Here is a 25,296-nt window from a genome sequence, read left to right as displayed (position 1 = left end):
CCCTCGACATCGTCGGCTCGCCAATGGAACTCACGCAGGGGCTAAAGAACTTGGCACGGAAACGACCCACGATCAACGACGTCGCAGCGGCATCAGGCGTCTCACGCGGCACGGTCTCGCGCGTCCTCAACGGCAGGACCAACGTCTCGCTGGCCGCCGAACTGGCAGTGCGGCGGGCGGTCGCCGAGACCGGATTCGTCGTCAACCGGGCCGCCCGGAGCCTGAAGACCAGCCGGACCGGATCGGTCGTCATGGTGCTCTCGGAGCCGCAGGAGCGCTTGTTCGAGGACCCGAACTTCTCGGTGCTCATGCGGGTGGCGACCAATCAGCTCGCCGAGCACGACATGTCCCTGGTGCTCATGATCGCCGGCGACGACGGGGGCCGCGACCGGGTCGCGCGCTACCTGCGCGGCGGCCACGCCGACGGGGCGCTGCTGATCTCGACCCATGCCGACGATCCGCTCCTGGAGGCCATCGAGCGCTCGCACGTCCCCTCGGTGGCGTGCGGGGCGGTGCTCGGGCAGGAGCGCGTCGTCCCCTACGCCGCGGCCGACGACCGGGGCGGGGCCAGGCAGGCCACGACGTACCTGGTCGAGCAGGGCCGCAAGAAGATCGGCATGATCACCGGCCCCGTCGACACCCCGGGCGGATCGCTGCGGATGGAGGGCTTCACGAGCGTGCTGGGCCGCAGGGTCCACAAGCGCATGGTGGTCCACGGCGATTACACCCAGGCCGGCGGGGAGAAGGCGATGCGCGAGCTCCTGCAGCAGTTCCCGGCCCTCGACGCGGTCTTCGTCGCCTCCGACCTCATGGCCGCCGGCGCACTCCAGGCGCTCCATGCGGCCGGGCGCAGCGTGCCCGGGGACGTGGCCGTCGCAGGGTTCGACGACTCGGCGATCGCCACCGCGACCAACCCGAGGCTCACCACGATCCGCCAGCCGCTGGCCGAGGTCGCCGGAGAGGCCGTGCGCCTGCTGCTCGCCCTGCTCGACGAGCAGGCGGTCGAGTCGGTCGTCCTGCCGACCGAGCTGATCGTCCGCGACAGCGCCTGAACGACACGGCTCGCCGAGCCGGTCATGCTCGGCTGCTCGCAATGCGCAGACGCGGACCAGAAGTACATATCGAAGTTCTTGACTATCTCAAATTGTGACGATATATTAATCCTCGCTGTGCACGTTCACAGTTATCTGCTCAGTGCCGGCGACCCTCACGACTCTCCTTGGAGGAGCACTCATGACAATGCAACGACGGACCTTCCTCGGCCTGGGCATGGCCGGGGCCGTGGGAGTGGGCGCGTCCCTCTTCGGCGCGGGCTCCGCGCTCGCCGATCCGGCGCCGGCCAACCCCTTCCCCGTGGGCGTGCGCCGCTACAACTGGACCCGCGGCAGCCGCGCGGTCACCACCTACGTCTACTACCCGGCGGCCAGCGGCACCGTCGGCGCCAACCCGGTGACGGACGCCCCGGTCGCGAACGGCGTCTTCCCCGTCTACAACTTCACGCACGGCTTCCAGAGCAGCCCGCAGAACTCCCTGTTCATCATCCGGCGCCTGGCCGAGGCGGGCTTCATCGTCCCCGCCCCGCACTTCAACCACAACCCGAGCGACGTGGGCAACGGCGAGACCCCGAAGGACGTCTCGCAGGCCATCACCAACACCCTCGCGCTCAACAACAGCGGTCCGCTGGCCGGGCACATCCGCACCGACATCGGCGTCGGCGTCTCGGGCCACTCCCTGGGCGGCATGACGACTCACGGCCTGCTGACCCGCTGGGCCGACAGCCGCATCATCTCGGCCAACCCGCAGTCCTGCACCGACCAGGGCACGCCGTCCAGTTCGGTCAACGCCAAGGTCCTGTTCGTCCACGGCGACCGCGACGACCTCACCGGGTACAACTCGGCGCGGCAGGCCTACACCGAGATGACCTGGCCCAAGGCGTTCCTCACCTTCGTCGGCGGCAGCCACACGAGCTTCTGGAGCGACCAGCGCTTCCCGCGCACGGTGGTCGACTGGGCCCGCTGGACCATGTACGGCGACACCGCCGCCCGCGACCGCCTGCCCGCCGACGCCTCCGGCTCCGGCACCCGCTGGGAGGCCGCGCTCGGCGACACCACACCCACCGAACCCGGCACCTACCGGCTCGTCGCGCAGCACAGCGGGAAGTACGCCGACATCAACGGCGTCTCCACCAGCGCCGGAGCGCTGCTCCACCAGTGGTCGGGCACCGGCCGCACCAACCAGCAGTTCCAGTTCATCGACGTCGGCGAAGGCCACTTCAAGATCAAGGCCGGCCACTCCGGGCTCGTCCTGCAGGTCGCGAGCAACTCGAACGGCGCCGACATCACCCAGCAGGCCGACACCGGCGCCGCCAGCCAGCAATGGCGCCTGACCGACCACGGCAACAACGTCGTCAGCATCATCAACCGCCAATCAGGCCTCGCCATGGACGTCTACGAACGCTCCACCGCCGACGGCGCCCGCATCTCCCAGTACACCCCCAACGGCGGCACCAACCAGCGCTTCACCCGCCAAGCGGTCTGAACCGCGACGAAGCGATTAGAACGATTCAGCGCCACCCGCCGTGACGGCGTCGGCGGCCTGTCCGGCATGAAACGCCGGCGCCGTCCCGGTCGGGTGCTCCCCCAACGACTTCGGAGTGAACATGCACATGTCAACCTCTCGACGGGCGAGACGCCTGCGAGCACCCGTGGCGGCGGTCACGGGCCTGGTGGCCGCCGTCGCGGCCACGATGATGGCGGTGAACGCCGCCGACGCGGCGACCACCCGCTACGAGGCCGAGACCGCCCCGGCCGTCTGCGACGGCACGATCGACACGAACCACACCGGGTACTCCGGCTCAGGGTTCTGCAACGCCAACAACGCGGTCGGGGCCTCCTCCCGGTTCACGATCAACGCCGCGACCGCCGGGAACGCCACCCTGGCCATCCGGTACGCCCACGGCGGCACCGACACCCGCTCGGCGAACATCCTCGTCAACGGCGCCACCGTGCAGTCGGCGAGCACGTTCACGGCGACCGGCGCCTGGACCACCTGGTCCACCAAGACCGTGACCGTACCGGTGAACGCCGGGAGCAATACCGTCCAGCTGTCCGCCTCCACGGCCGCCGGACTGCCGAACATCGACTACGTCGAGGTCACCGACAGCGGTGAGCCGACCGGCGAACCCACCACGGGCGGCCCGGGGCCGGGCGGGGACGGCCGGTACGAGGTCGAGGCGCTGACGCGCGGCGTCACCGTGGTGCCCTCGGGCAGCGGGCGCCTCGTGTCCTGGCGGCTCCTGGGCACGGACGCCGAGAACGTGGCGTTCAACGTCTACCGCGACGGCACCAAGGTGAACGGCTCGCCGCTGACGGGCGCGACGAACTACCTGGACAACGGCGGCTCGTCGTCCTCGCAGTACACGGTCAGGGCCGTCACGAACGGCACGGAAGGCGCCGCCTCCGGCACCGAGGTGACCTTCAACTCCAGCGGCTACTTCGACGTCCCGATCCAGAAGCCCGCCGGCGGCTCGACGCCCTCCGGCTCGTTCACTTACGAGGCCAACGACCTCAGCACCGCCGACCTCGACGGGGACGGCAAGTACGAGCTGATCGTGAAGTGGTACCCGACGAACGCCAAGGACAACGCGCAGGAGGGCTACACCGGCAACACCATCGTCGACGCGTACAAGCTCGACGGCACCCGCCTCTGGCGCATCGACCTGGGCCGCAACATCCGCTCCGGCGCGCACTACACCCAGTTCCAGGCCTTCGACTACGACGGCGACGGCAAGGCCGAAGTCGCGATGAAGACCGCCGACGGCACCCGCGACGGCGCCGGCACCGTCATCGGCTCCTCGAGCGCCGACCACCGCAACGGCGAGGGCTACATCCTGACCGGTCCCGAGTTCCTGACGGTCTTCAACGGTCAGACCGGCGCCGCGATGGACACCGTCAACTACAACCCGCCGCGCGGCAACGTCTCCTCCTGGGGCGACAACTACGGCAACCGGGTCGACCGGTTCCTCGCCGGCACCGCCTACCTGGACGGTGAGACCCCGTCGATGATCTTCGCCCGCGGCTACTACACGCGCAGCGTGATCTGGGCGGTCGACTGGAACGGCACCGACCTGACCACCCGCTGGACCTTCGACTCCAACACCGCCGGCTCCCAGTACGCGGGCCAGGGCGCGCACAGCCTCTCCGTCGCCGACATGAACGGCGACGGCAACCAGGACGTCGTCTACGGCGCCATGGCCGTCGGCTCGAACGGGCAGCCGCTGTGGAACACCCGGTTCGGCCACGGCGACGCCCAGCACGTGACCGACCACATCCCCAGCCGCGCCGGCCAGGAGGTGTTCATGGTCCACGAGTCCGGGAACCAGCCGTCCTCGCACCTGAACGCCTCCAACGGGCAGGTCCTGTTCCAGACCGGCGCGAGCGGCGACAACGGTCGCGGCGTCGGCGCGAACGTCCTCGCCTCCAACCCGGGCTCGGAGTACTGGTCGGCGAACGTCGGCGGCCTGCTCAACGCCTCGGGCCAGAACATCGGGTCGAAGCCCGGCTCGATGAACTTCCTGTCCTGGTGGGACGGTGACGGCGAGCGCGAGCTGCTCGACGGCACCCAGATCACCAACTACCCCTCCGGGACGCTCCTGAGCGGATCGGGCGTCACCTCGAACAACGGCACCAAGTCCACTCCGGGCCTGTCCGCCGACCTGTTCGGCGACTGGCGCGAGGAAGTCGTCTGGAAGACCAGCGACAGCACCCGCCTGCGGATCTACGCGACCCCGCACCAGACGAACCTGCGCATCGCCACCCTGATGCACGACGTCCAGTACCGGGTCGCCATCGCCTGGCAGAACACCGCGTACAACCAGCCGCCGCACCCGAGCTTCTACATCGGCAGCGACAAGACCGCCTATCCCTGGCCTGACATCCACACCCCGTAAAAAGCCCCGCGGGGTCCGGACGCCGTGCCGGAACGCCCGGGCCCCGCGGTCCATGCACGATCTCCTTCCTTCCCAACGGCCCCGGCGGCGACGCCGGGGCCGACGCGCACCGGCTCGGCGCTCCTCCTGAAGGGCGCCGCGAGCACCCATTCGACCTACAAGAGATTGGAGCGCGCCATGCGCTTCTCCCCCGCCCGATGGCTGCGGCGGTCGGCGACCTTCCTGGCCGCCGCCGCAGTGGTCCTCACCTTCCTCGTCATCTCCCCCGCAGGTGTCTCCGCCGCGCCGGACACCTCGGCCTGGTACGTCATCCAGTCGCGATCCTCCGGCCTGGTCTTCGAGATCCAGGGCGCCTCCACCGCGACCGGCGCCGGTCTGGTGCAGGCGAACCGGACCGACGCGCAGCACCAGCAGTTCCGCTTCATCGACGCCGGCAGCGGCTACTACCGGATCCAGGCCCGCCACTCGGGCCAGGTCCTCGACGTCTGGGAGCAGAACGCCGCCAACGGCGCGACGATCGCCCAGTACACCGACCAGAACTCCACGAACCAGCAGTGGCAGGTCCAGGAGAGCGGCGGCTACGCCACGTTCGTCAACCGCTTCTCCGGCAAGGCCCTGGACGTCTGGGAGCGCTCGACGACCCCGGGCACCCGCATCAGCCAGTACACCGCCAACGGCGGCACCAACCAGCAGTTCCAGCTCATCCCGGTCGATGAGGGCGGCGGCCCCGGCGGCGGCGGCCTCGAAGGCTGCACCGGCACCTCGTCCATCACCTGCCGCTACAACGTCGCACCCGGAACGTACGACGTCACCGTGGTCCTCGGCGGCGCCCAGGCCGGCTCCACCGTGGTGACGGCCGAAGCGCGCCGCACCATGCTCGGCACCACGACCACCGCCGCCGGACAGCAGGTCACGAAGGCCTTCACCGTCAATGTGCGCAGCCCCGAGGGCCAGCCCACCGGCACCACCGGCAGCCCCGGCCTCGACCTGTACTTCGGCGGATCGGCACCGCGCCTGGCGAGCGTCACCGTCACGCCTGCGCGGCAGCCGCAGGTGTTCCTCGCCGGCGACTCCACCGTCTGCGACCAGCACACGCGCCCGTACGCCGGCTGGGGCCAGGCGCTCCCGCAGTACTTCAACCAGGGCCTGTCGGTCGCGAACTACGCCGACTCCGGCGAGAGCTCGGGCTCGTTCCTCTCCAACTCGCGCCTCTTCCCGACCATGCGCCCGCTCATCCGGCCCGGGGACGTGGTGCTGATCCAGTTCGGGCACAACGACAAGCAGACGAACGCCTCGACCTTCCGCAGCAACCTCACCCGGCTGATCGACGGTGTGGAGGCCCAGGGCGGCGTGCCGGTCCTCGTCACGCCGATCGTCCGCCGCTCGTTCAACAGCGACGGCACCCTCAACAACGGCACGGCCCTGCACGTCAACGGCGTCGGCGTCGACCTCCCCCGCGAGATGCGGACCCTCGCGCAGCAGCAGGGCGTGGACCTCATCGACCTGACCGCCCTCACCAAGCGGATGGTCGAGCAGCTCGGCACCGAGGGCTCCAAGGCCCTGTTCCTCACCAACGAGGCGGGCGACAACACCCACACCTCGGACTACGGCGCCGACCAGTTCGCGCAGCTCGTCCGCAACGAGATGCGCACCCAGGGGATCGTCCCCGCCGGCCTGTTCCGCTGACCCCGAAAGGAACCCTTCATGAGACCTCCGCAACGCAGTGCCGCCGGTGCCTCGGCGGCGCTGATCCTCGCCGGGGCGCTGGTGGGCGCCCTCGGTCCGGCCTCGCCGGCCGCGGCCCTCTACGGAGAGGCGGGAATCCAGCCGATCGAGAGCAACCTCGCCGCGAAGCCGTGGGTGGAGGCGACCGCCGCCAGCGGCGCCGACACCGCCGGCCTGGCGGTGGACCAGGACCCTGCGACCGCTTGGGTGGCAAGCGAATCCGGCCCGGGGCAGTGGCTGCAGCTCGACCTGGGCGGCGCCTACGACAACCTCCGCAAGGTGCACGTGGTCTTTCCCGATCCCGGCGCCGTCTACCAGTACACGGTCGAGGCCTCCCCGGACGGCGAGTCCTGGGATCGCATTGCGGACCGGTCGGCCAGTGCCGCACCGGGTTCGGGCGGCGTGGACCTGTTCACGCAGCCCGGCACCCGGTTCGTGCGCGTCGCCTTCACGGCGGCCTCCCCGGGGGCGACGATCGGCATCAGCGAGCTGGAGGTCTTCAACTACCTGCGGGACGACGTCGTCCTGGGCGCGGACCTGTCCTGGATGGACGATCCCAGCGGCCGCCAGTACTGGGTGCACCCGCAGGCCGAGGACCGCGGCGCGGGCCCGCACCTGCTGGACGTCATGAAGGACAGGGGCATGGAGTACACGCGGCTGCGCGTGTTCAACGAGCCCCGGAACGAGTCCACCGGCAACCTCAACGCGGTGCCCTACCAAGGGCCCGAACGGACCCTGACCTCGGCGCAGTGGGTCGAGGAGCGCGGTCTCGGCCTCGGGATCGACTTCCACTACGCGGACTCGTGGGCCGACCCGGGCAAGCAGCCCAAGCCGCGGGCCTGGGCCGAACTCGAGTTCCCCGAGCTCACCCAGGCGGTCTACGACTACACCCACGACTACGTCTCGCAGCTGGTCGAGCAGGGGACCGTGCCGGACAAGGTGGCGGTCGGCAACGAGATCGCCAACGGGTTCATGTGGGGCAGCGAAGCCGTCGGTGCGCCTTCGACCGAAGCGGTGCACGCGGGCGCGAACCCGGCGTACTTCCGCAACCAGGCGTCGGTCTACCAGTCGCAGCCCGGCGGCGGCATCCTGTGGCAGTACCGGTACTCCGAGGACCCGGCCGAGCGCCAGCGGTACCTGGACTCCTGGGACCGGTTCACGACGCTCCTGGCGGCCGGCATCGCGGCGGTCCGCGACGCCTCCCCGGAGTCCGAAGTGGAGCTGCACTCGGTGGTCGGCCGGATCAGCGGGATGGGCAAGGCGGGCGAGTACTGGGAGCAGCTGACGACCCGGCTCAACGCCAAGGGCCAGGACTTCGACGTGCTCGGGCTCTCCTACTACCCCGAGCACCACGGCAGCCTCGCGCAGATGGAGGCGAACCTCCACACCCTCGCGACCACGTATCCGCAGTACAAGCTGGAGATCGCCGAGACCTCGTACCCGGCGACCGGCGGCGGCACCCAGCCCAACTCGACCTTCCCCCGCACGGTGCAGGGCCAGGCCGACGCGATCCAGCACGTGTTCCAGATGGTCAACGACGTCGTGGGCAACCAGGGCGCCGGCGCGCTCCTGTGGGAGCCGGCGAGCTGGCAGTCGATGTTCCGGTCGGTGCCGGGCATGGCGAACACCTCCGAGCCCAACGCCTCGATCGACGTCTACAACCGCAGCCGCGCCACGCATGTCGTCGAGGACACGGTCTACACGGCGGTCGAGACCGGCGGCGCTCCAGCGCTGCCGGAGACGGTGCAGGTGCTGACCACCGCGGACGGCACCGAGAAGGCGGTCCCGGTGGCATGGGACGACCTGCCCGCAGACGCGACCGGCACCGCCGGCCGCGTCCAGGTCGCCGGGACGACCGAGTACGGCGAAGTGACGGCGGTGGTCGACGTCGTGGACGAGTTCGCCGCCGTCGCATGCGACAAGGTCGTGAGCGGCACGCACTACGGGCCGCTCGCGGTCGCCTCGGGCACCACCTGCCTGGGCGAGGGTTCGCGCGTGTTCGGGCCGGTGAACGTCGCCGAAGGGGCCGCGCTGGTCGCGGAGGGCGCCCGGATCACCGGCCCGCTCTCCGCGAACGGCGCGGCGCTGGTCATGGTGTGCGGCACGCAGGTCAGCGGACCGGTGAGCCTCACCGGAAGCGCCTCGGTGACCTTGGGCGATCCCGTCCTGGGCTGCGACCCGAACCGGGTCTCCGGTCCGGTGACCGTGGTCGGCACGAACGGGTGGAACGTGATCGCGGGCAACGAGATCAGCGGTCCGCTGTCATGCTCTGGCAGTGCACCGGCCCCCGTGAACAACGGCGCGGCCAACGAAGTGAAGGGACCCAGGACCGGGCAGTGCGCCGGCCTCTGAGGTGACGAGCGCTGCGGCCGCCTTGCCGGGCGGCCGCAGCGTCTTGTGCGCGCTCAGGCAGTGGATTCCCGCCGGATGATGGTGAACGGGGCGGTGAACTCGCGAGGAGGCAGATCGGGGTCGGCGATCCGCGCGACGACGAGCTCGACGGCCTTGGCGGCCTTCCACCGGTGATCGGGGCAGACCGTGGACAGCGAGGGGATGTAGCCCGCGGATTCGGGGACGTCGTCGAACCCGATGACGCGCATGTCGTCGGGCACGCTGACACCCCGGTCCCGCAGACCCCGCATGACCCCCATCGCGACGACGTCGCTGAAGACCACCACGCCGTCGATGCCCAGATCCGCATCGGCGATCCGGCGTCCGGTGGCCCGGGCGCCCTCCCGCGAGAGCGCGTCGACCATGAACCGCAGTCGCGGATCGGGCTTGATCCCGCGGTCCTCCAGCGCCGAGCGATAGCCGTTGTAGCGACGCGTGAACATGGTGAGGCGGTTCAGATCGCCCCCGGTGACGACCGCGATGCGCTCGCACCCCTGCTCGATCAGATGCTCGGTGGCCGCGGCGGTACCGCCTTCGTTCGGCACCGTGACACGGTCGAAGCGGCCCGCCAGGTCCTGCTCGCCGAGCAGCACGATCGGATTGCCGTGATCGGGCGCCAGCGACTCGATCTCCACCGCTGAGAGGATCAGGCCGTCGAACTGGAGCCTGCGGGACTGGGCGATCGCCGCGGCCTCGCCGGTGGCGAGGGCGCCGGTCTGCTCGATCGCGACGTGGTAGCCGTGCCGCTGGGCCTCCTCGATGACCATCTCGGCGAACATCCCGAAGTAGGGGTTGCCGATCTGGGGGACGGCGAGCCCGATGACCCCGCTGCGTCCCGACCTGAGGTGCCGCGCCGCGGCGTTGACCTGGTAGCCGGATTCGCGGATCGCCGCGAGGACGCGCTCGCGCGCGCCGTCGCTGACGGGGACGCGATCGTTGATGACGTTGGAGACGGTCATCGGCGACACGCCCGCGAGCCGTGCGACGTCGCTCATGGTGACCTTGCCGCGATTCACCGCACCTCCACCGCCCGTTTCCTGCCCGAATGCCATGGTGTGCGCCACCGCGGCGCACGTGAGGACTCGTGCCGCGGCGGAGGCCACCGCGTCGAATCCTATCGAACACCGCCGAGCGCATCGGAGTCCATCGATTGCCAGTGGCGCGACGGCGGATTCGGGGAGGAAAGACCAGCGCCCGGCCGGTGTCTCCGGCCGGGCGCTCGTCATCTGCTGCAGGCGGTCACTCCCCTGAGGGTGCGGGGAACTGGACGCCGCTGGCGACCGGGGTGCCGAAGTTCGGCGTGCCGTCCGCGTTCCAGGTGATCTTCTGGACGCGGGTCTGCCGCGTGTCGCCGCAGCCTTGGCTCGTCGAGGTGTTGCCGTGGTAGACCAGCCATTGCTCGGTGCCGTCCGGCGAGGTGAAGAACCCGTTGTGGCCCGGCCCGTAGACGCCGTTGCCGCGCTGGAGCACCGGCGTCGGCTTCTTGGTCCACGACGAGGCCGAGAGCGGGTTCGAGCCGGTGAGCTCGAGCAGCCCCAGCTTGTAGTCCGGCGTGTTGCACGAGGAGGCCGAGAAGGTCACGAACGTCCTCCCGCCGTGCTGGAGCACGGCCGGCGCCTCGTTGACGCGCGAGCCCACGGTCTCCCAGCTGTAGCTGGGCCGCGAGATCGTGGCGTGCGCGCCGGTGACGGTCCACGGGTTCGACATGGCCGCGATGCGGATCGACTGGTCCGCGCCGACCCATTCGCTCCACATCAGGTAGAGGCTGCCGTTCAACTCCAGGTAGGAGCCGTCGATGTTCCACTGGTTCGGCAGCGGCGTGCCCATGAACTCGTACGGCCCCATGGGGGTCGAGCTCGTCGAGCGCAGCACGTGGAGCTTCTGGCCGTCGAGGTTCGTCTGCGAGTTCCCCGAGGTGTACATCAGGTACCAGACGCCGTTGATGCGGTGGAACTCCGGCGCCCAGTGCGAGCAGCAGCGGTTCGGGGTGTTCGCGTCGTTCCAGACCACGGTGTCGCTCGCGGTCTTCAGACCGGCCAGGGTGGTGGCGCGGCGCATGATGACCGTGGAGCTCCAGGTGGTGGTGGACATGTAGTAGTAGCCGTCCCAGTATTCGATCCAGGGGTCGGCGCCGTTGCTGCGGATCGGGTTGGCGAGGGTGGTCTGGTTGCCGCCGCCGACCTGGTTCAGCCGCCACTTCTGGGCGTTCGAGCCCTCGTACGTGTACTGCGAGATGCGGCTGCCCGGCGTGGTCGACCATTCCCACAGGTCGAGGGCCTTGCCCGAGAGCCGGTTGATGAAGCTGTACGAGCCGTCCGAGTGCTCGCGGACGGACCACTGCTGGTTGGTGCCGCCGAGGTCGTTCCACTGCGCGATGGTCGCGCCGTCCGCGGTGTTCTTCTGGTAGAGGTCGAGCACCATGTTCGTGTGCCTGACCTGGATCTTGTAGTAGCCGCCGCCGGCGTCCACGAACCGGAACTGCTGGTTCGTGCCGTCGGTGCGGTTCCACTGGGTGAGTTCGGCCCCGGCCGTGGTCGACGCGTTCTTGACGTCGAGGGCGAGGCCGGAGTGGGCGCTGGTGATGACGTACCAGGTGCCGGGTGTGACGGCGGCCTGGGCCGGGGCCTGGGAGGCCGCGACGAGGCCGAGGGCCGTGAGTGCGGTGGTGAGGGCGAGCGCGAGGAAGGTGCGCCAGCGCCGGCGAGTGTACTGAGGCATGGTCAGCTCCCGTTCAGGACGGGCCAGCCCGCCGAGTTCCATTCGATCTTCTCGATGTCGAGCGCGAAGCCGCCGCCCGAGCCGTACGCGTGGTACGCCATGAATCCCCTGTGGATCGACTGGCCGCCCGCGGCGACGTTGCCGCCGTAGGCCCCGAGGACGACGGTGCCGCCTCCGTTGCGCATGTCGACGCCCGCGGCGTCGACGAACGGTCCTGTCGGCGAGGTGGAGCGGCCGACGTTGATCTTGTAGGTGGAGCTCGCCCCGGCGCAGCAGGTGCCGATCGAGGTGAACAGGTAGTAGTACCCGTTGTGGTAGGTCATGGACGGGCCTTCGATGCCGCCGCTCTTGGTGGCGAGGCGGATCGGGGTCGCGCCGGCCTTGGGTTTGCCGGAGGGCCAGTCGAGTTCGATGGTGTGGATGCCCTGCTGCCAGGAGCCGAAGACCATCCAGTGCCTGCCCGTGGCGTCGACGACGATGTTCGCGTCGATCGCGTTGTAGGCGTTGCCGTTGTAGGACTGGAAGACCACGCCCTTGTCGGTCCAGCCGAAGTTGGGTGCGGACGGGTCGAGGCTGGGGCTGGTGGCGAGGCCGATGGCCGAGCGCTGGGAGCCGAAGGTCGAGACCGAGTAGTACAGGTAGTAGAGGCCCTGGGCGGCGTCGTAGTGGATCTCGGGCGCCCAGATGTTCTCGGAGCCGGGGATCTGCTGCGAGGTCCATGCGGGCTTGGTGCTCCACATGTAGCCGGCGTGCTGCCAGGTCTGGCCGCCGTTGGTGGAGCGGAGGATCGGGATGTTGCCGTTGCTGAAGCGGATGTCGCCGGTGGCGTAGACGAACCACGGCTGGCCGGCGCATCCGGCCCACAGCGCGGGGTCGTGGGCGCCGAGGCTGCCGCCGAGGTTCGGCGGCTGAGCGGGGCCGCTGGCGCAGTCGTTCGGCTGCGGCTGCTGGGTCCCGCCGATCGGGGTGAGGGACCACTGCTGGTTCGTGCCCCCGGTGGCGGTGTACTGGGAGATGCGCCCGCCGGTGGCGGTCGACCACTCCCAGACGTCGAGCGCCTTGCCCGACAACCGGTTCACGAAGGTCGCGTAACCGCCGGACTCGGTGACCGTCCACTGCTGGTCGGTGGCGTTGGTGCTGGTCTCCTGGACCACGTTCGCGCCGTCGGCGGTGGACTGGTTCTGCAGGCCCAGGACTTTGCCGCTGTGCCGGGATTGAATGCGGTAGTAGCCCCCTCCGGCGTCGACGAACTGGAACTGCTGGTTGGTCGCGTCGGTGCGGGTCCATTGGATGAGCCCGGCGCCGTCGGCGGTGGAGCGGCCATCGATGTCGAAGACCAGGCCGGAGTGGCGGCTGGTGAGGACGTAGTTCGCGTTGGTGTCGATCGCGGCGTTCGCGGTCGTGGGTGCGAGGAAGGCGAGGCCCGTCGCGGCGATGACGGCGGCGGCGAGCCCTGCGAACCAGGACCTGCGCCGTTGCCGCAGTTGTGGATTGCCCATGTGGGTACCAATCTCTAGGAGGTGAGGGATAGAGATCAATCGATGTTACCGGACACATGGATCGTTACACAATAGGCCTGGCCGCGTCAATCGAACCGGTTGCCATATGCAGACTCTGCGTGCAGCCGAAGTGGCCGGGCGCCGTCGCGCGCCGACGGTGACGCCGTACCGGTCGGGTCGCGGCGATGATTTTCGGGCGGCCGCCGCGTCCTAGTTCGTGGCGGGTGCGTTCGCGCCCGCCCGGAAGACGAAGGCGCCGAGTTCGAGTCAGGCCAATAGAGGAGGGTTCCATGCTGAGATCGGTTGCTGAGGGCGTGCTGACGCATCAGAGCGCGCTGCTCGAGAACAACGCGGTCGTGGTGCAGGGCGAGTCGGGCGTGCTGGTCGTCGATCCCGGGCTGACGGAATCGGAGATGGCCTGCCTCGCCGGTGATCTTCGCGGGCGGGGCCGAGAGGTGGTGGCGGGTTTCGCGACGCATCCCGATTGGGACCACGTGCTCTGGCATCCGGAGCTCGGGGAGGCGCCGCGCTACGGGACGGCCCGCTGCGCGGCGGTCATGGAAGCGTTCCGGTCGGATCCGAATTGGAAGGACCACGCCGCTGCAGAGCTGCCTCCCGAGATCGCGGAGGAGGTGCCGCTGGACCTGTTCGGTCTCATCACCGCGCTACCGGCCGGGGCGGTGCAGATCCCTTGGGAGGGACCGCGGGTCCAGGTCATCGAGCTTCCGGCGCATGCGCCGGGCCACGCGGCGCTGTTCATCGAGGAGCGCGGGGTGCTCATCGCAGGCGACATGCTCTCCGATGTCCTGGTACCGAATCTCGACGTCTTGAACGACACCAACGATCCGATCGCGGAGTACCTCGTCGGGCTGCAGCTGCTCGAGGACGTGGCGGCGAAGGCCGATGTCGTCGTTCCCGGCCACGGGTCGGCCTGCGGTGCAGCGGCGGTCCGCGCCCGGATCGAGCTGGACCGGGGGTACGTGCTGGCGCTGGGCGAGGGCCGTGTGCCCGGTGACCCGCGAGTCGGCGCAACGGCCAAGCCCGGGTGGGAGTGGACCACGGATATCGCTGCCGAGCAGGTCCGGTGCCTCGCCGAGCGGCACGGGCGCGGCGGCACTCCCGGCTAGTGGTCACCCCTCGGCATTGCCGAGCACGAAGCGGGGTTGCAGCCTTCCACAACCTGCACGTCCGCCTCAGAGCGCCGTCACGAGGTGCAGCAGGGCGTTCCTCAGCGGCGCCGGTGGATGACGAGCGACCAGGCCAGGCTGCCGAAGGCCGTCAACGTCGCCAAGGCCCGCACGGTGTTCCACGTGGTCCATCGCGCCTCGTCCAGCAGCGCTCGTGCCGCCGTGAAGTCCGCGTCGCCGGAGGCGTCGGCGACCGACCGCAGCTGCTGGTTGAGCGGTTCGTTGACGCCCATGGTGATCGCGACGGACACGAGGTAGGCCGCCAGCGCCACGGACAGCCAGACCAGGGTGGCGCGGCGGCCGGAGCGCACGTGGAGGACCAGGGCCAGCGCAATGAGCAGAAGCGATCCGGTGAACTCGACGCCGAGGAACAGCGGGTTCATGATGGCCGCATCGAGCGCTTGGAAGGCCGTCACGAACGTGCGATCGTCGACGCCGCCGAGGCCGGGCATGATCGTGTTCGACCAGTCCGTGTAGACGCCGGCCGTGAGACCGGTCGTCATGGTGGCGAGGAGAAGGGTCCCGGTGCGGATCGGGTGCCGGGTCGGAAGGTCGAGGGCGTTCGGTGCAGTCGTCATGCTCTTATCGAAGCCTGTTGCGGTGCGATCATCCATAGCCTGTAGGCGCCATTGCATTCGAATTCGTCTACGATCGCCGAATGGATCCGGTCACCGCTCTGCTCGACGCCCCCCGCGCGCAGGGCGCGTTCCTGCTGCGGGTGGCGATGACGCCGCCATGGTCGGTGCGGATCAAGGACGAGGCGCCGCTCACGGTCGTCGCCGTGACCTCGGGTTCGGCCTGCTACGTGCCCGAGGAGGGCGATCCGGTCCGGTTGCTCCCGGGCGACCTGCTGCTGATCGCCAGGCCGGACCCGTACCTGTTCGCCGACACCGCCGACCGGCCGCCGCAGGCGGTCATCCACCCCGGCGGCCGGTGCGAGACGCCGGTCGGCGCGAGCCTGGAGCTCCCGATGCGGCAAGGGGTCCGCACCTGGGGCAACGCCGCGCAGGGCCGCGACACCATGCTGGTGGGCACCTATCCGAGCGTCGGGGAGGCCGGGTCGCGGCTCCTGAGCGTGCTGCCTCCCACCGTCCATGTGCGAGCGTCCGACCACCGCACCGGGCTCATCGCGGTGCTCGCGGAGGAGATCCACGTCGACGGCGTCGGCCAGGCCAGCCTGCTGGACCGGCTCTTGGACGGCCTCACGGTCACCGCGATCCGCCAGTGGGTCGAGTCCCCGGCCCAGCGCCCACCGGGATGGCTCAGGGCGGGTGCGGATCCGGTCGTGGGGGCGGCGCTGGACCTCATGCACGACGAGACCGCGCAGCCTTGGACCGTCGCGTCCCTGGCCCGGCGGGTCGGCCTGTCGCGGGCCGGATTCGCGCGGCGGTTCACCGCCGTGGTCGGCGAACCCCCGATGTCCTATCTGACCTCGTGGCGCCTGGCGCTCGCCGCCGACAGGCTGCGCCACAGCGACGCGCCGGTCTTCCGCGTGGCCGCCGATGTCGGCTACCGCAGTCAGTTCACCTTCAGCACCGCCTTCAAACGCCATTACGGCGACGGCCCGCTCGCCTACCGCCGGCAGGCCGGCTCCTGAACGCGCATCGGGGACTTCAGGTCCCGCGGCCGCCCTTCAGGACGTGGACCCGGCGGCCTTGCGCCATGGGATAACGCGAAGAGGCGGCCGAGGCGGTCGGTCACCGTTCGCCGCGCCGCCTCCGGCGTGTGGGCGCCGACGACGACCATCCATCCGAGGCCGCTGGCGAGGGCGATGAGCGCTCTGGCGGTGTCCTCGGTGTCACCGGCGGGGAGCAGGCTCGCGACGAAGGAGGTGAGGTCGCCGTAGCCGTCCGCGAGCCGCTCGGCGAGTTCGGGGCGGTTGAGCGCGTAGACCTCGAAGGCGTTCGCAATGCGCATGCGCCGTCGGCCGGCGTCGTCGGCGGGCACGAGCTCGGTCAGCACGGCGGCGAGGACCGCCTCGGGCCCGGCTTCGGCGTCGGCGGCGAGGCGTCGCTGGACGTTCTCGGTGCCCAGCTCGTTGATCGCGGTGAACGCCGCCGAGAGCAGTGCGTCCTTCGTCGGGAAGTAGTACTGGACCCGGCCGGGCGAGATGCCGGCGGCCTTGGCGACGTTGCGGATGGTGACCTGCTCGGTCCCCTGGCCGTCGACGATGGCGAAGACCGCCTCGATGATGTCGCGCTGGCGCTGGTCGTGTGCGGCGCCGGGCCCGCGGGTGGCGATCGGTCGGTCGGTCATCGCGCTCCGCTCGTCAATACGGTCGTACCGAGTTGATCCTAGCGCGCCCGTGGAGCTATGCTCGGATCCTCAGATCAATACGAATGTATTGAAAAAAGAAGGAGCATGTCATGCCGACGATCATCATTGGCCTGGGTCTCGCACTGGGAATCCAAGGTGCGGGCGGACTGCTGAACAACCTGTTCAGCGATTCGCGGAGCTGGTTCCTGCTCAACTACATCGGCATGCCCGACTGGCTGCGGATCACCGCCCACGCGCTCATGCTCGCCATCGGACTCGCCCTCATCGTCCGCGCCAAGGGCTGGCGCTGGCTCGTCGAGGACTGAGCCCCTGCCGCAGCGAACGGCCGCCCATTGGCGCAAGGACCTGACAGCCCCCTCACCTCTCACCGGCGAGGAGGCCCCTGGCTCACCGCTGCACCGTGAAGATCCTGGCGGCGGGACCGGACGGCACCTCGACGACCGGCGTCTCGCCGTCAGCGCGGATCGTCCACTCCGGCAAGGCGACCGGGTAGGCCTGCTTCAGGTCCCGCCCGCGCAGTCCCGGCAGCGCGACCTCCGCGGCTTCACCGCGCGACCACAGCGCCAGCAGCGACTCGGATCCGGTGTCGAGCTCCAGGGCGATCACCTCGTCCCCCCAGCCCGGGAGACCCAGCGGCCACACCGGATGCGACCCGGCGATACGGTGCCGCCAGTCCTTGTGCAGCGCAACGGCTTCGCGCACCAGCGCGGACTGCTCCGCGCTCAGCTCATGGAGGAACCCGGAGAGGTACAACCGGCCCATGACGCCCGCCGTCATCGCGAACGCCGTCTCCTCCAAGGTCATTGACGCGGCCGGATACGCCCAGTTCCCCGCCTGCTCGGGCAGCACGCTCGCAGGCGCTGCCGCCGCGATCGGCGCGTACTTCCGGAAGTCCTCCTGGTCCGAGGTGGACTGCAGATGCGCCACCGAAAGCATGTGGTAGTCCATGCGCAGCGCACCCGAACCGCAGTTCTCGAACAGCACTCCCGGATGCCGGGCCTGCACACCGAGCAGCCAGTCGCGGTAGGCCCGGGTGTGACCGAGCAGCCCGGCCCCCGGCGCGTCGGCGTCCACTTCGGTCCCGGCGCCGATGTTCCGGTTGTAGTCGAGCTTGAAGAACTCGAGCCCGAACTCCTCCACCAGCCGGTCCACCGTCTCGTCCAGGTGCGCGCGCGCCGCCGGATGCCGCAGATCGAGCTGGAGGTTCCCCGCCACGGTCACCCGCTCGCCGAGCCGCCGGAAGAACGCCTCCTCCGGCAGCCGCTTCGCGATCGGCGACTCGGTCCCGACCGCCTCCGGCTCCAGCCACAACCCGGGCCGCATGCCGCCGGCGCGGATGGCGTCGATGGCCGACGACAAGCCGCCGGTGAACCGGTCGGGAGCCTCGAGCCACTCTCCCGTGCTGACCCACCAGGCGCTGCCGGGCACGGCGTACCACCCGGCGTCGATGCAGAAGTACTCCGCGCCCGCCTCGGCCGCCGACTCGATGAGCGGCAGCAGCTTCTCCGTCGACGGTTCGCCCATGAGGGTGTTCATGTAGTCGTTGTAGACCAGTGGAAGCCGGGCGTCGACCGGGCGCACTTCACGGATCGCACGCCGATAGCCGGTGAGCGCCGCGAACGCCGCGTCACGGCCGCCGTCGGCGACGCAGAGGCCTGCCGGCACCGAGGTGAACGCCTCGCCCGGCGCCAGCCGCGCGGCGAACTGGTGGTGCCTGTCGGTCGCGCCGTACACGCCCACAGATGCGGTGCTCCCGGTCTGCGCCACCTCCCAGTGCCAGCCCGCGCTGGTCTCGACCTGCCACGCGAGCGAGGGGACGGTCTCGGCCGCGAGGACCCCGGTCGGCAGGAACGAACCGGTCGACCAGCTCCCATGGCTCGTCAGCGAGAAGCGCCCGCGCGGGTGCTGGCCGCCGTGCATCGCGGGATCGGTGTCGGGCAGCAGCTCGCTCAACGGGCGCTGCCGCCAGCGCCCCTCGGCCCGCCATTCACTCTCGGCCCAGAGGAGGTCGTGCGCGCCGTCAGCCGGCACGGCCACGAGCGCCGAGCTCACCGAGAGCAGCACGACGCTCCGGTCGGCCGCATTGCGCACGGTGTGACGGATCTGGAGGCCCGGACCCGCGACGCGGAAGACGCTGAGCACCTCGATGCCGAACTCCGGTGTCCGCTGGCGGATCCGCAGTTCGGTCTCGTCCGATTCGTGGCCCTCGTAGCGGAGCCGCTGCCCGGCGCTCGAGTAGAGGAGGCCCTGGTCGTTGTCGGCGTAGTGCGCGCCGCCTGCGGTGACGACGTCGACGATCGCCGAGGGCGCGGTCGCTGACGGCGCCTCGGGTGCGGTCGCGAGGCGCACGAGCCGCACGGGCCGGTCGTCGCGGTGGTCGAACTTCAGGTGGAGCCCAGCGGGGGCCCACTCGAAGGCCGGATCCTCGTCAGGATGCAACGGGGCTTGCGATGTCATTTGCTACTCCGCTTTCGATTGAGATACGTCTCTGCATCAACGGTGCCGGTCCTGGCGAACGCTTTGCGGCCGTTGGCGGGTGAGGAGTGCGTTGCCGTGGGGCTATGTCTCGGCGATGATGCGGATGGCCATGTATTCGCGGCCGGGAAGGGAGACGCGGAGGGTGCCCTCGGCGTGGTCGGCGACGCGTTCGACGGTCATGTTCCAGGTGTCGATCACGTCGACCGCCCAGCGCCTGCCTTCGGGGAGCGGGTGGTGGCGGAAGCGGGGGCGACTGAACCCGAGGTAGGTGACCTCGTATTCGCCGGCGACCCCGCCGGTTCGCGCGTCCCAGTGGGAGGGGAGCGGGTCGAGGACTCCGGCCGGGGATGCGGCGATGACCTCGCGCAGGAAGCCCATGCGGGCCGGGCTGGTGCCGACGAGTTCGCCGCCTTTGGACCACCAGAGTTCCTCGGCGTCGTTGAGGTAGGTCTCGCCGTGCGCGACATACCCGCCCCGCACCGCGCCCTCCCAGCAGCGCCGGGTCAGCTCCTCACCGGAGATGTTCCCCCAGCCCTGGTCGATGTCGCCTTCGTAGGCGCACTCGTCGATCACGACCGGCTTGCCCCAGCGCTCGCGCCACTCGTCGGTGAACTCGGCGGTCCGGTAGGCGTCCTGGCGCTGGATGCTGGCGTGGGTGATCCACGGTTCGGCGTAGTCGTAGAACGGGCCGCAGTTGTGGATCGAGTTGAGGTGCCCGTGCGGGTCCTCTTCGGACACGACGGCGGCCAGGCGCTCCCAGTCGTCCTCGGTCTTGGCGCCCATCATGTCGTACTCGTTGGCCATGGACCACCACACGTTCGCGTAGGCCGCGAGGCGCCGGACGGTGTAGCGGATCAGCCGGTCGTCGGCTTCGGCGCCGAGGTCGGCGAATCCCCACCGGTCGTAGGGGTGGAGGAGGATGACGTCCGCTTCGATCCCCAAGTCCTGCAAAGCGGCCACCTCATCCTCGAAGCGGCGGAAGAACGCCGGGTCGAACCGGGTCGTGTCCCAGCCTTCCTCGACGGAGCCGGGGAAGGGGTAAAGCTCGGGCTCCTCGTGGTTGTACTGGTACCACTTGGGCAGCAGGCACATCCGCACCTTGTTGAACGGCCCCGCGGCCAGGGTCCGGCGGGTCTGGTCCCGCAGTCGCTGGACCTGGTGGGTCCACGCGTAGGCGGTGGTGCCGACCGGGAGGTAGCGGGTGCCGTCGCCGTGCGCGAAGTGGAAGCCGTCTGCCCGGACCGGACCATGAGCGCCCGGTGCCGGTGGGGTGCAGGTGAACTCGCCGGTCACGCCGTCGAGTGCGGGGGCGTTCGAGGCCGTCGTGAAGGTCCAATGCCCCTCGGCGTCGGGCATGAAGCGGACCCGGTAGATCCCATCGCCGTCGTAGAACCCCCCGACGCGCATCTCCCGCTCACCATCGTCGAAGACCGCGGCCAGGTCGACCTCGGTGAACGGGTTGCCTTCGGCGGGGCCGCGGAGTTCGACTTCGTACACGCCCCAGCGGGCGCAGTTGTCAGATGCAGCCGGCGGGTTCATCGTGTCCTCGCACGCTGCAGAGCTGCAGCGAGAGTGCGGCGATCATGTCGGTCTCCTTCTGGTCGGCCGGATCTGTCATGGGTCGGACCGGCGTGGTCGGTACGGCGGCCGTCGCTCGAGTGCCGCGTCTCGGGGCGCTGCAGCGGGGGGGGGGGGGCCCGGGGGGCCCCCCGCCGCCGGGTAGGTCGCTGATCAAGCGTTGGTGCCGGTCACGGTCGTGCCGGTCTTGGTGACGATGTACTCGATCGTCCCCCCGCCCCAGAAGTGGAACGTGAGGGTGACGGGCTCGTCGTCCCTGACCTCGTTGAAGAAGTCAGGGGTGAGGCTGATCGTGCCGGCGTCGTAGTCGGGCCGGTAGGTCGCCCAGAGCTCCTTGAAGGCGGTCCACGTGTGGGGTCCGGCGTTGGTGCCGTCGGCGTACTTGGCCTCCATCGTGGCGATCTGGTCGCCGTTGAACTCGGTCGGAATCGCGAAGCACGAGGAGTTGCAAGCCCACCACTGGGACCAAGGTGCGCCGTCCAGGGTCCCGGTGAGGTCGGAGATCTGCGCCGTGTCGTAGCTGATGATGTGGATCTGCCACGGCAGGCCGTCCGAGAAGCGGGCTTCGATGGTCGCGTTGGTGCCGTAGGCGCGGTCGCCCGCGAGACGGGTGAGCGCGGCGGCGGTCAGGGTGACCGTGTCACCGGAGACGGTGTAGTCAGTGCCCTCGGTAAGTGCGGTGTCCCCCTGCCACAGGCCTTCGAAGTCAAGGCCGTTGCGGTTGAGGGTGAGCGACTCGTCCGCGATGGTCCCGGCCTTCTCGAGGTAGATCGAGTCGAACGAGGCGGTGCCCGAAAGCGTCGTAAAACCTGAGTCCATGTACGCCTTCAGGAGCGGGTCGCGCCATTCCAGGGTGTGGCGGTTGAGGTACGAGCCGGCGTCCCACAGCATCAAGGTCAGCTGCTCTTCGACGGCCTGGTGCGTGGTGGCCTGGAAGAACTTCAGCAACTCGCCGTACTGCGGCGAGTTGGGCACGGCGCCGCGGGTGTAGTCGTAGCCGAGGACACCCCACTCGCCGACGATGACCGGCACGCCGTTGTCGACGAAGGTGTCATTGGTGCGCTGGAAGGTGTTCTCGAGGTCCTGCCGGGTCTCCTCGTCGTAGGTGGTGACCCCGGCGACGTTGACGCCGAAGGGATAGAACCCGTAGAAGTGGACGGTCGCTGCGATCATGTCGTCGTCGAGCTCGTCGATGGTGGCCTTGAGCGCGTCCAGGTGCGGCTGCTCGGAGTTGGTGACCCACGTCGGCAGCACCAGGAGCCGGTCGGCGTTCTTCCCGCCGGTGGCGCGGACGGTCTCGTAGAAGTTGACGTTGAGCGTGGCGGTGTGGGCGTCCTGGTTGGCCGTGTCAGTGGGGAACTGCGGTTCGTTGATGCTCTCGAAGGACAGCTCGGACGGGTAGTCCTTGAACCGCTCGGCGATCTGGGTCCACATCGAGTTGAACTTCGCCAGCACGTTCTCGCGGTCGTCCGGCAGCTCCTTGGTGAACATCTGGTCGTGGATGTTGACCAGCACCTGGAGGTCGTTCGCGATCGCCCAGTCGACGACCTGCGCGACACGCTCCATGCGCTCGGAGGAGATCGTGTAGTCCGGTCCCGGGCCGGTGTGCTCGTAATCCCAGGCCACCGGGAGGCGGATCGAGTTGTAGCCCTCCGCCTTGATGGTCTGGAGGAGCTCCTCGGTGATCGGCGGGTTGCCCCAGGCGGTCTCACCGCCGGTGTCGCCGCCGAAGGCGTCGAGGGAGTTGCCGACGTTCCAGCCCGGCTGCATGGCCGCGACCTGCTCGATGGCGGTCATCGGCTGCTGCGGTTCGCTCACCGTGCCGTCGCAGAGGCGGCCGTTGAGGCGGAAGTCGGTGGGGTCGGTGTTCGCATCCGACCACGAACCGGAGAACCCGAACGAGGTGGTTCCGCCGGTCGCGAGCGCGCCGTTGTGTCCCTGGCCGGAGGCCTTGGCCGTGGCGGCCTTGCTCTTGTCCTTGGCGTTCCACATGTGGGTGACGGCCTGATCGTCGGCCCAGGTCCACTCCAGGTCCCAGTGGTTGACCGGGTCGCCGAGGTTGGTGACCTGGACGTTGGCGTTGAAGCCCCCCGACCATTGGCCGGTGACCTGGTATTCGACCTCGCAGCCTTCCGAGGCTGCGTTGGCGCTGACAGCGCCGATCAGCCCCGCGGTCAGGGCGGTGATTGCGGCGGCGGCGGTCACGCCGAGGCGCATTCGTCTTCTATGGACGGTGTCTGAACTCTTCACGGATCTCCTTGTGGGACGGTGGATTCCGTGAGGGCGCGGCGGCGGCCGCAGGAGGGGGGTCGATCTCCTTGTGCGGCTCCACACTAAGTTGGACGACCAAACTTTGTCAAGGGAAGATTCTCGGCCCCTCCCTTGCCGGAATCCTGTCATGACATGAATGTCGTTGGGGGCCTTGGCGAAACGAAGTCGAGCCCGAGACTCGATGCGGCAGGTTGACGCTAGGCGCGCCGACAAACTTTCCTCCGACCCGTTGACTGCATATCGAGCGCTCTCTATAGTTCGAGTCGCCGCAAAAATCATCAGATGTTTCGGCGCCGAGCTGCGGCATGTGAACGATAACAGACACGTTCACGTGCTCGCCGAAGGGATATTCATGCAACGAAAACTGCGAAATCGCGTGCTGGGAGCGGCGACCGCGCTCGCCGTGGCCACCACCCTGGCCTCGAGCGCGCTCATCGCCAACGCCCAGACCACTGACGGTGCCGGCGGCGGCGAGGAGGTCGGGGCGCAGGGCCTCCCGAGCTCCTACCAGTGGGAGTCCAGCGGGCCGCTGATCGGCCCGAAGCCGGACGCGACGCACAACGTCGTCTCGGCCAAGGACCCGACGATCGTGCGCCACAACGACGAGTGGCTCGCCTACTACACCGTGGCGAACACGCCCGAGGGGCACTGGAGCCTGGCCTTCTCCAAGTTCTCCGACTGGGACCAGGCCGCGGCCGCCCCCGTGAGCTACCTGGACACCAACCCGAACATCGGGGACAGGTATGCGGCGGCGCCGCAGCTGTTCCACTTCGCGCCGGACGACTTGTGGTACCTGGTGTACCAGACCGGCCCGCCCACGTACTCCACCAGCGAGAACCCCGCCGACCCGCAGAGCTGGTCGGCGCCGAAGAACTTCATCGACGAGACGCCTCCCATCGTCGAGGAGAACAGCGGCGGCTGGCTGGACTTCTGGAACATCTGCGACGACAGCATGTGCTACCTGTTCGCCGCCGACGACGACGGGCGCGTGTACCGCTCGGAGACCACGATCGGCGAGTTCCCGAACAACTTCCGCAACACCCAGATCGTCCTGCAGGACACCCGCGACCTCCTCTTCGAGGGCGGCGCGGTCTACCAGGTCGACGACTCCGACCAGTACCTGCTGATCTGGGAGGCGATGGGCTCGAACGGCCGCTACTACCGCTCGTACCTGGCCGACGGCATCACCGGGCAGTGGCGGCTGCAGGCCGGCGACCAGAGCGCCCCGTTCGCCGGGATCGCGAACGTGACGTTCCCCGATGGCCAGTGGACGGCCGACATCAGCCACGGCGAACTCATCCGGTCCGGCAACGACCAGAAGATGAACATCGACACCGGCAACCTCCAGATGCTCTACCAGGGCCGCGACCCGAGCACCGACGGCATGGAGTACTCCCAGCTGCCGTACCGCCTCGCGCTGCTGACCCTCAAGGGAGGCGCCTCGTGCTGACCCCCCGGAACCCCTCGTCCCCGGCCACTGAATCCACTAGGGAGTCAATGATGCAAGCGGCACCCGACCTCGCACTCCTCCACCGCTGGTCCCGCATCGCCACCGCCTTGGCGGTCGCGGCCGTGTTCGCCACGGCGGGCCTGCTCGGCTTCGGCGCGCAACGCGCCGAAGCCCAGCCGACCGCCAGCGACTGGTACACCGTCCAGTCGCGCCACTCGGGCCTCGCCCTCGACATCCAGGGCGTCTCGACCGAGCCGGGGGCGATCCTCACCCAGTACACCAACTGGGCGAACACGAACCAGCAGTTCCGGTTCATCGACGTCGGCAACGGCTACCACAAGATCCAGGTCCGCCACTCCGGACTCTTCCTCGACGTGTGGAACCACAGCACCGCCGACGGCGGCACCGTCGCCCAGTACCACGACACCGGCGACACCAACCAGCAGTGGAAGGTCACCGCGAACGGCGAGGGCTACTACTCGATCGTCAGCCGCTTCTCCGGCAAGGCACTCGACGTCCGGGACTGGTCGACCACCGCGGGCTCGCCGATCGTGCAGCACAGTGTGAGCGGTTACGCGAACCAGCAGTGGCAGCTCACCCCGGTCGGCTCCACCTGCGGCGCCGACACCGTCCTCGCCGACATCCGCCAGGATTCCAACGCCTGATTCCCCAAGGGGCGGCCGGTGCTTCCCAGGGATACCGAAACCGGCCGCCCCGCCCCGATCCGGCGACCGAACGCGACCGGGCCCTCCCCGGCGGCATGACCGCCCTCGG

The 25,296-nt window shown here is 69.5% G+C and carries 18 protein-coding genes; 10 read left to right on the top strand and 8 right to left on the bottom strand.

The genetic code is table 11. The features are described 5' to 3' along the window. Window positions 1-23: 23 nt before the first annotated feature. The 5 genes from QWI33_RS20980 (at window position 24) to QWI33_RS20960 (ending at window position 9,025) form a co-directional block, all read left to right on the top strand. Window positions 24-1,052 (top strand): LacI family DNA-binding transcriptional regulator, encoded by a 1,029-nt coding sequence (locus QWI33_RS20980; protein ID WP_353895500.1) that lies wholly within the window; start codon window positions 24-26, stop codon window positions 1,050-1,052. A gap of 181 nt (window positions 1,053-1,233) precedes the next feature. After that, entirely contained in the window at window positions 1,234-2,538 is a 1,305-nt protein-coding gene (locus tag QWI33_RS20975) for an RICIN domain-containing protein (protein WP_289959022.1), read from the top strand. A gap of 127 nt (window positions 2,539-2,665) precedes the next feature. Continuing rightward, window positions 2,666-4,948, top strand: coding sequence for a rhamnogalacturonan lyase family protein (locus tag QWI33_RS20970; protein WP_289959021.1), 2,283 nt, complete (start codon window positions 2,666-2,668; stop codon window positions 4,946-4,948). A gap of 177 nt (window positions 4,949-5,125) precedes the next feature. Next, window positions 5,126-6,634: an RICIN domain-containing protein gene (locus tag QWI33_RS20965; RefSeq protein WP_289959020.1), complete on the top strand. Its 1,509-nt coding sequence runs from the start codon at window positions 5,126-5,128 to the stop codon at window positions 6,632-6,634. 18 nt (window positions 6,635-6,652) lie between these two features. Further along, a complete protein-coding gene (locus tag QWI33_RS20960) occupies window positions 6,653-9,025 on the top strand; it encodes a glycosyl hydrolase 53 family protein (RefSeq protein WP_289959019.1) in 2,373 nt (790 codons plus the stop codon). A gap of 53 nt (window positions 9,026-9,078) precedes the next feature. Here QWI33_RS20960 and QWI33_RS20955 read toward each other — a convergent pair whose 3' ends face one another. The 3 genes from QWI33_RS20955 to QWI33_RS20945 all read right to left on the bottom strand — a co-directional run bounded on the left by QWI33_RS20955 (window position 9,079) and on the right by QWI33_RS20945 (window position 13,281). Continuing rightward, window positions 9,079-10,059, bottom strand: a complete 981-nt coding sequence (locus QWI33_RS20955) for a LacI family DNA-binding transcriptional regulator (protein WP_289959018.1) — start codon at window positions 10,057-10,059, stop codon at window positions 9,079-9,081. A gap of 244 nt (window positions 10,060-10,303) precedes the next feature. Continuing rightward, window positions 10,304-11,782, bottom strand: a complete 1,479-nt coding sequence (locus tag QWI33_RS20950; protein WP_289959017.1) for a family 43 glycosylhydrolase — start codon at window positions 11,780-11,782, stop codon at window positions 10,304-10,306. Between the two features lie 2 nt (window positions 11,783-11,784). Further along, window positions 11,785-13,281 (bottom strand): family 43 glycosylhydrolase, encoded by a 1,497-nt coding sequence (locus QWI33_RS20945; RefSeq protein WP_289959016.1) that lies wholly within the window; start codon window positions 13,279-13,281, stop codon window positions 11,785-11,787. 290 nt (window positions 13,282-13,571) lie between these two features. On the opposite strand from QWI33_RS20945, the gene QWI33_RS20940 reads away from it, so the two are divergent. Next, on the top strand, window positions 13,572-14,408 hold the full coding sequence (locus tag QWI33_RS20940) for an MBL fold metallo-hydrolase (RefSeq protein ID WP_353895536.1): 837 nt from the start codon (window positions 13,572-13,574) through the stop codon (window positions 14,406-14,408). Window positions 14,409-14,509: 101 nt separating this feature from the next. Here the strand turns inward: QWI33_RS20940 and QWI33_RS20935 are convergent, their stop codons facing one another. Beyond that, entirely contained in the window at window positions 14,510-15,046 is a 537-nt protein-coding gene (locus QWI33_RS20935; RefSeq protein ID WP_289959014.1) for an anthrone oxygenase family protein, read from the bottom strand. Between the two features lie 80 nt (window positions 15,047-15,126). On the opposite strand from QWI33_RS20935, the gene QWI33_RS20930 reads away from it, so the two are divergent. Next, the gene (locus QWI33_RS20930) at window positions 15,127-16,065 is read left to right on the top strand and encodes an AraC family transcriptional regulator (RefSeq protein ID WP_289959013.1); all 939 of its coding nucleotides are present in this window, start codon (window positions 15,127-15,129) and stop codon (window positions 16,063-16,065) included. Here the strand turns inward: QWI33_RS20930 and QWI33_RS20925 are convergent. Beyond that, window positions 16,041-16,724, bottom strand: coding sequence for a TetR/AcrR family transcriptional regulator (locus QWI33_RS20925; RefSeq protein WP_289959012.1), 684 nt, complete (start codon window positions 16,722-16,724; stop codon window positions 16,041-16,043). The genes QWI33_RS20930 and QWI33_RS20925 overlap by 25 nt on opposite strands. Window positions 16,725-16,834: 110 nt before the next feature. Here QWI33_RS20925 and QWI33_RS20920 point away from each other — a divergent pair, with 110 nt between their 5' ends. Beyond that, a complete protein-coding gene (locus QWI33_RS20920) occupies window positions 16,835-17,050 on the top strand; it encodes a hypothetical protein (RefSeq protein ID WP_289959011.1) in 216 nt (71 codons plus the stop codon). Window positions 17,051-17,132: 82 nt separating this feature from the next. Here the strand turns inward: QWI33_RS20920 and QWI33_RS20915 are convergent, their stop codons facing one another. The 3 genes from QWI33_RS20915 to QWI33_RS20905 all read right to left on the bottom strand — a co-directional run bounded on the left by QWI33_RS20915 (window position 17,133) and on the right by QWI33_RS20905 (window position 23,051). Continuing rightward, on the bottom strand, window positions 17,133-19,202 hold the full coding sequence (locus QWI33_RS20915) for a glycoside hydrolase family 36 protein (RefSeq protein WP_289959010.1): 2,070 nt from the start codon (window positions 19,200-19,202) through the stop codon (window positions 17,133-17,135). A 102-nt stretch (window positions 19,203-19,304) separates the two neighbouring features. Next, on the bottom strand, window positions 19,305-20,762 hold the full coding sequence (locus QWI33_RS20910) for a DUF5605 domain-containing protein (RefSeq protein WP_289959009.1): 1,458 nt from the start codon (window positions 20,760-20,762) through the stop codon (window positions 19,305-19,307). Window positions 20,763-20,954: 192 nt separating this feature from the next. Beyond that, on the bottom strand, window positions 20,955-23,051 hold the full coding sequence (locus QWI33_RS20905) for a cellulase family glycosylhydrolase (protein WP_289958234.1): 2,097 nt from the start codon (window positions 23,049-23,051) through the stop codon (window positions 20,955-20,957). A gap of 373 nt (window positions 23,052-23,424) precedes the next feature. Here QWI33_RS20905 and QWI33_RS20900 point away from each other — a divergent pair, with 373 nt between their 5' ends. Both QWI33_RS20900 and QWI33_RS20895 read left to right on the top strand, forming a co-directional pair. Then, window positions 23,425-24,522 carry a glycoside hydrolase family 62 protein gene (locus QWI33_RS20900; protein WP_289958235.1) on the top strand — a complete coding sequence of 366 codons (1,098 nt, stop codon included), beginning with the start codon at window positions 23,425-23,427 and terminating at the stop codon, window positions 24,520-24,522. A gap of 50 nt (window positions 24,523-24,572) precedes the next feature. Beyond that, window positions 24,573-25,187, top strand: a complete 615-nt coding sequence (locus QWI33_RS20895) for an RICIN domain-containing protein (protein ID WP_289958236.1) — start codon at window positions 24,573-24,575, stop codon at window positions 25,185-25,187. Window positions 25,188-25,296 lie beyond the last annotated feature (109 nt).

It is taken from the genome of Glycomyces tritici (assembly GCF_030403505.1).
This window is presented reverse-complemented; position numbering and strand designations above follow the sequence as displayed.

What these genes read in the sequence shown, in the direction of transcription:
- QWI33_RS20980 (WP_353895500.1), top strand. Translation starts at nt 24, where the DNA reads ATGGAACTCACGCAGGGGCTAAAGAACTTGGCACGGAAACGACCCACG.
- QWI33_RS20975 (WP_289959022.1), top strand. Translation starts at nt 1,234, where the DNA reads ATGACAATGCAACGACGGACCTTCCTCGGCCTGGGCATGGCCGGGGCC.
- QWI33_RS20970 (WP_289959021.1), top strand. Translation starts at nt 2,666, where the DNA reads ATGTCAACCTCTCGACGGGCGAGACGCCTGCGAGCACCCGTGGCGGCG.
- QWI33_RS20965 (WP_289959020.1), top strand. Translation starts at nt 5,126, where the DNA reads ATGCGCTTCTCCCCCGCCCGATGGCTGCGGCGGTCGGCGACCTTCCTG.
- QWI33_RS20960 (WP_289959019.1), top strand. Translation starts at nt 6,653, where the DNA reads ATGAGACCTCCGCAACGCAGTGCCGCCGGTGCCTCGGCGGCGCTGATC.
- QWI33_RS20955 (WP_289959018.1), bottom strand. Translation starts at nt 10,059, where the DNA reads ATGAGCGACGTCGCACGGCTCGCGGGCGTGTCGCCGATGACCGTCTCC.
- QWI33_RS20950 (WP_289959017.1), bottom strand. Translation starts at nt 11,782, where the DNA reads ATGCCTCAGTACACTCGCCGGCGCTGGCGCACCTTCCTCGCGCTCGCC.
- QWI33_RS20945 (WP_289959016.1), bottom strand. Translation starts at nt 13,281, where the DNA reads ATGGGCAATCCACAACTGCGGCAACGGCGCAGGTCCTGGTTCGCAGGG.
- QWI33_RS20940 (WP_353895536.1), top strand. Translation starts at nt 13,572, where the DNA reads ATGCTGAGATCGGTTGCTGAGGGCGTGCTGACGCATCAGAGCGCGCTG.
- QWI33_RS20935 (WP_289959014.1), bottom strand. Translation starts at nt 15,046, where the DNA reads ATGACGACTGCACCGAACGCCCTCGACCTTCCGACCCGGCACCCGATC.
- QWI33_RS20930 (WP_289959013.1), top strand. Translation starts at nt 15,127, where the DNA reads ATGGATCCGGTCACCGCTCTGCTCGACGCCCCCCGCGCGCAGGGCGCG.
- QWI33_RS20925 (WP_289959012.1), bottom strand. Translation starts at nt 16,724, where the DNA reads ATGACCGACCGACCGATCGCCACCCGCGGGCCCGGCGCCGCACACGAC.
- QWI33_RS20920 (WP_289959011.1), top strand. Translation starts at nt 16,835, where the DNA reads ATGCCGACGATCATCATTGGCCTGGGTCTCGCACTGGGAATCCAAGGT.
- QWI33_RS20915 (WP_289959010.1), bottom strand. Translation starts at nt 19,202, where the DNA reads ATGACATCGCAAGCCCCGTTGCATCCTGACGAGGATCCGGCCTTCGAG.
- QWI33_RS20910 (WP_289959009.1), bottom strand. Translation starts at nt 20,762, where the DNA reads ATGAACCCGCCGGCTGCATCTGACAACTGCGCCCGCTGGGGCGTGTAC.
- QWI33_RS20900 (WP_289958235.1), top strand. Translation starts at nt 23,425, where the DNA reads ATGCAACGAAAACTGCGAAATCGCGTGCTGGGAGCGGCGACCGCGCTC.
- QWI33_RS20895 (WP_289958236.1), top strand. Translation starts at nt 24,573, where the DNA reads ATGCAAGCGGCACCCGACCTCGCACTCCTCCACCGCTGGTCCCGCATC.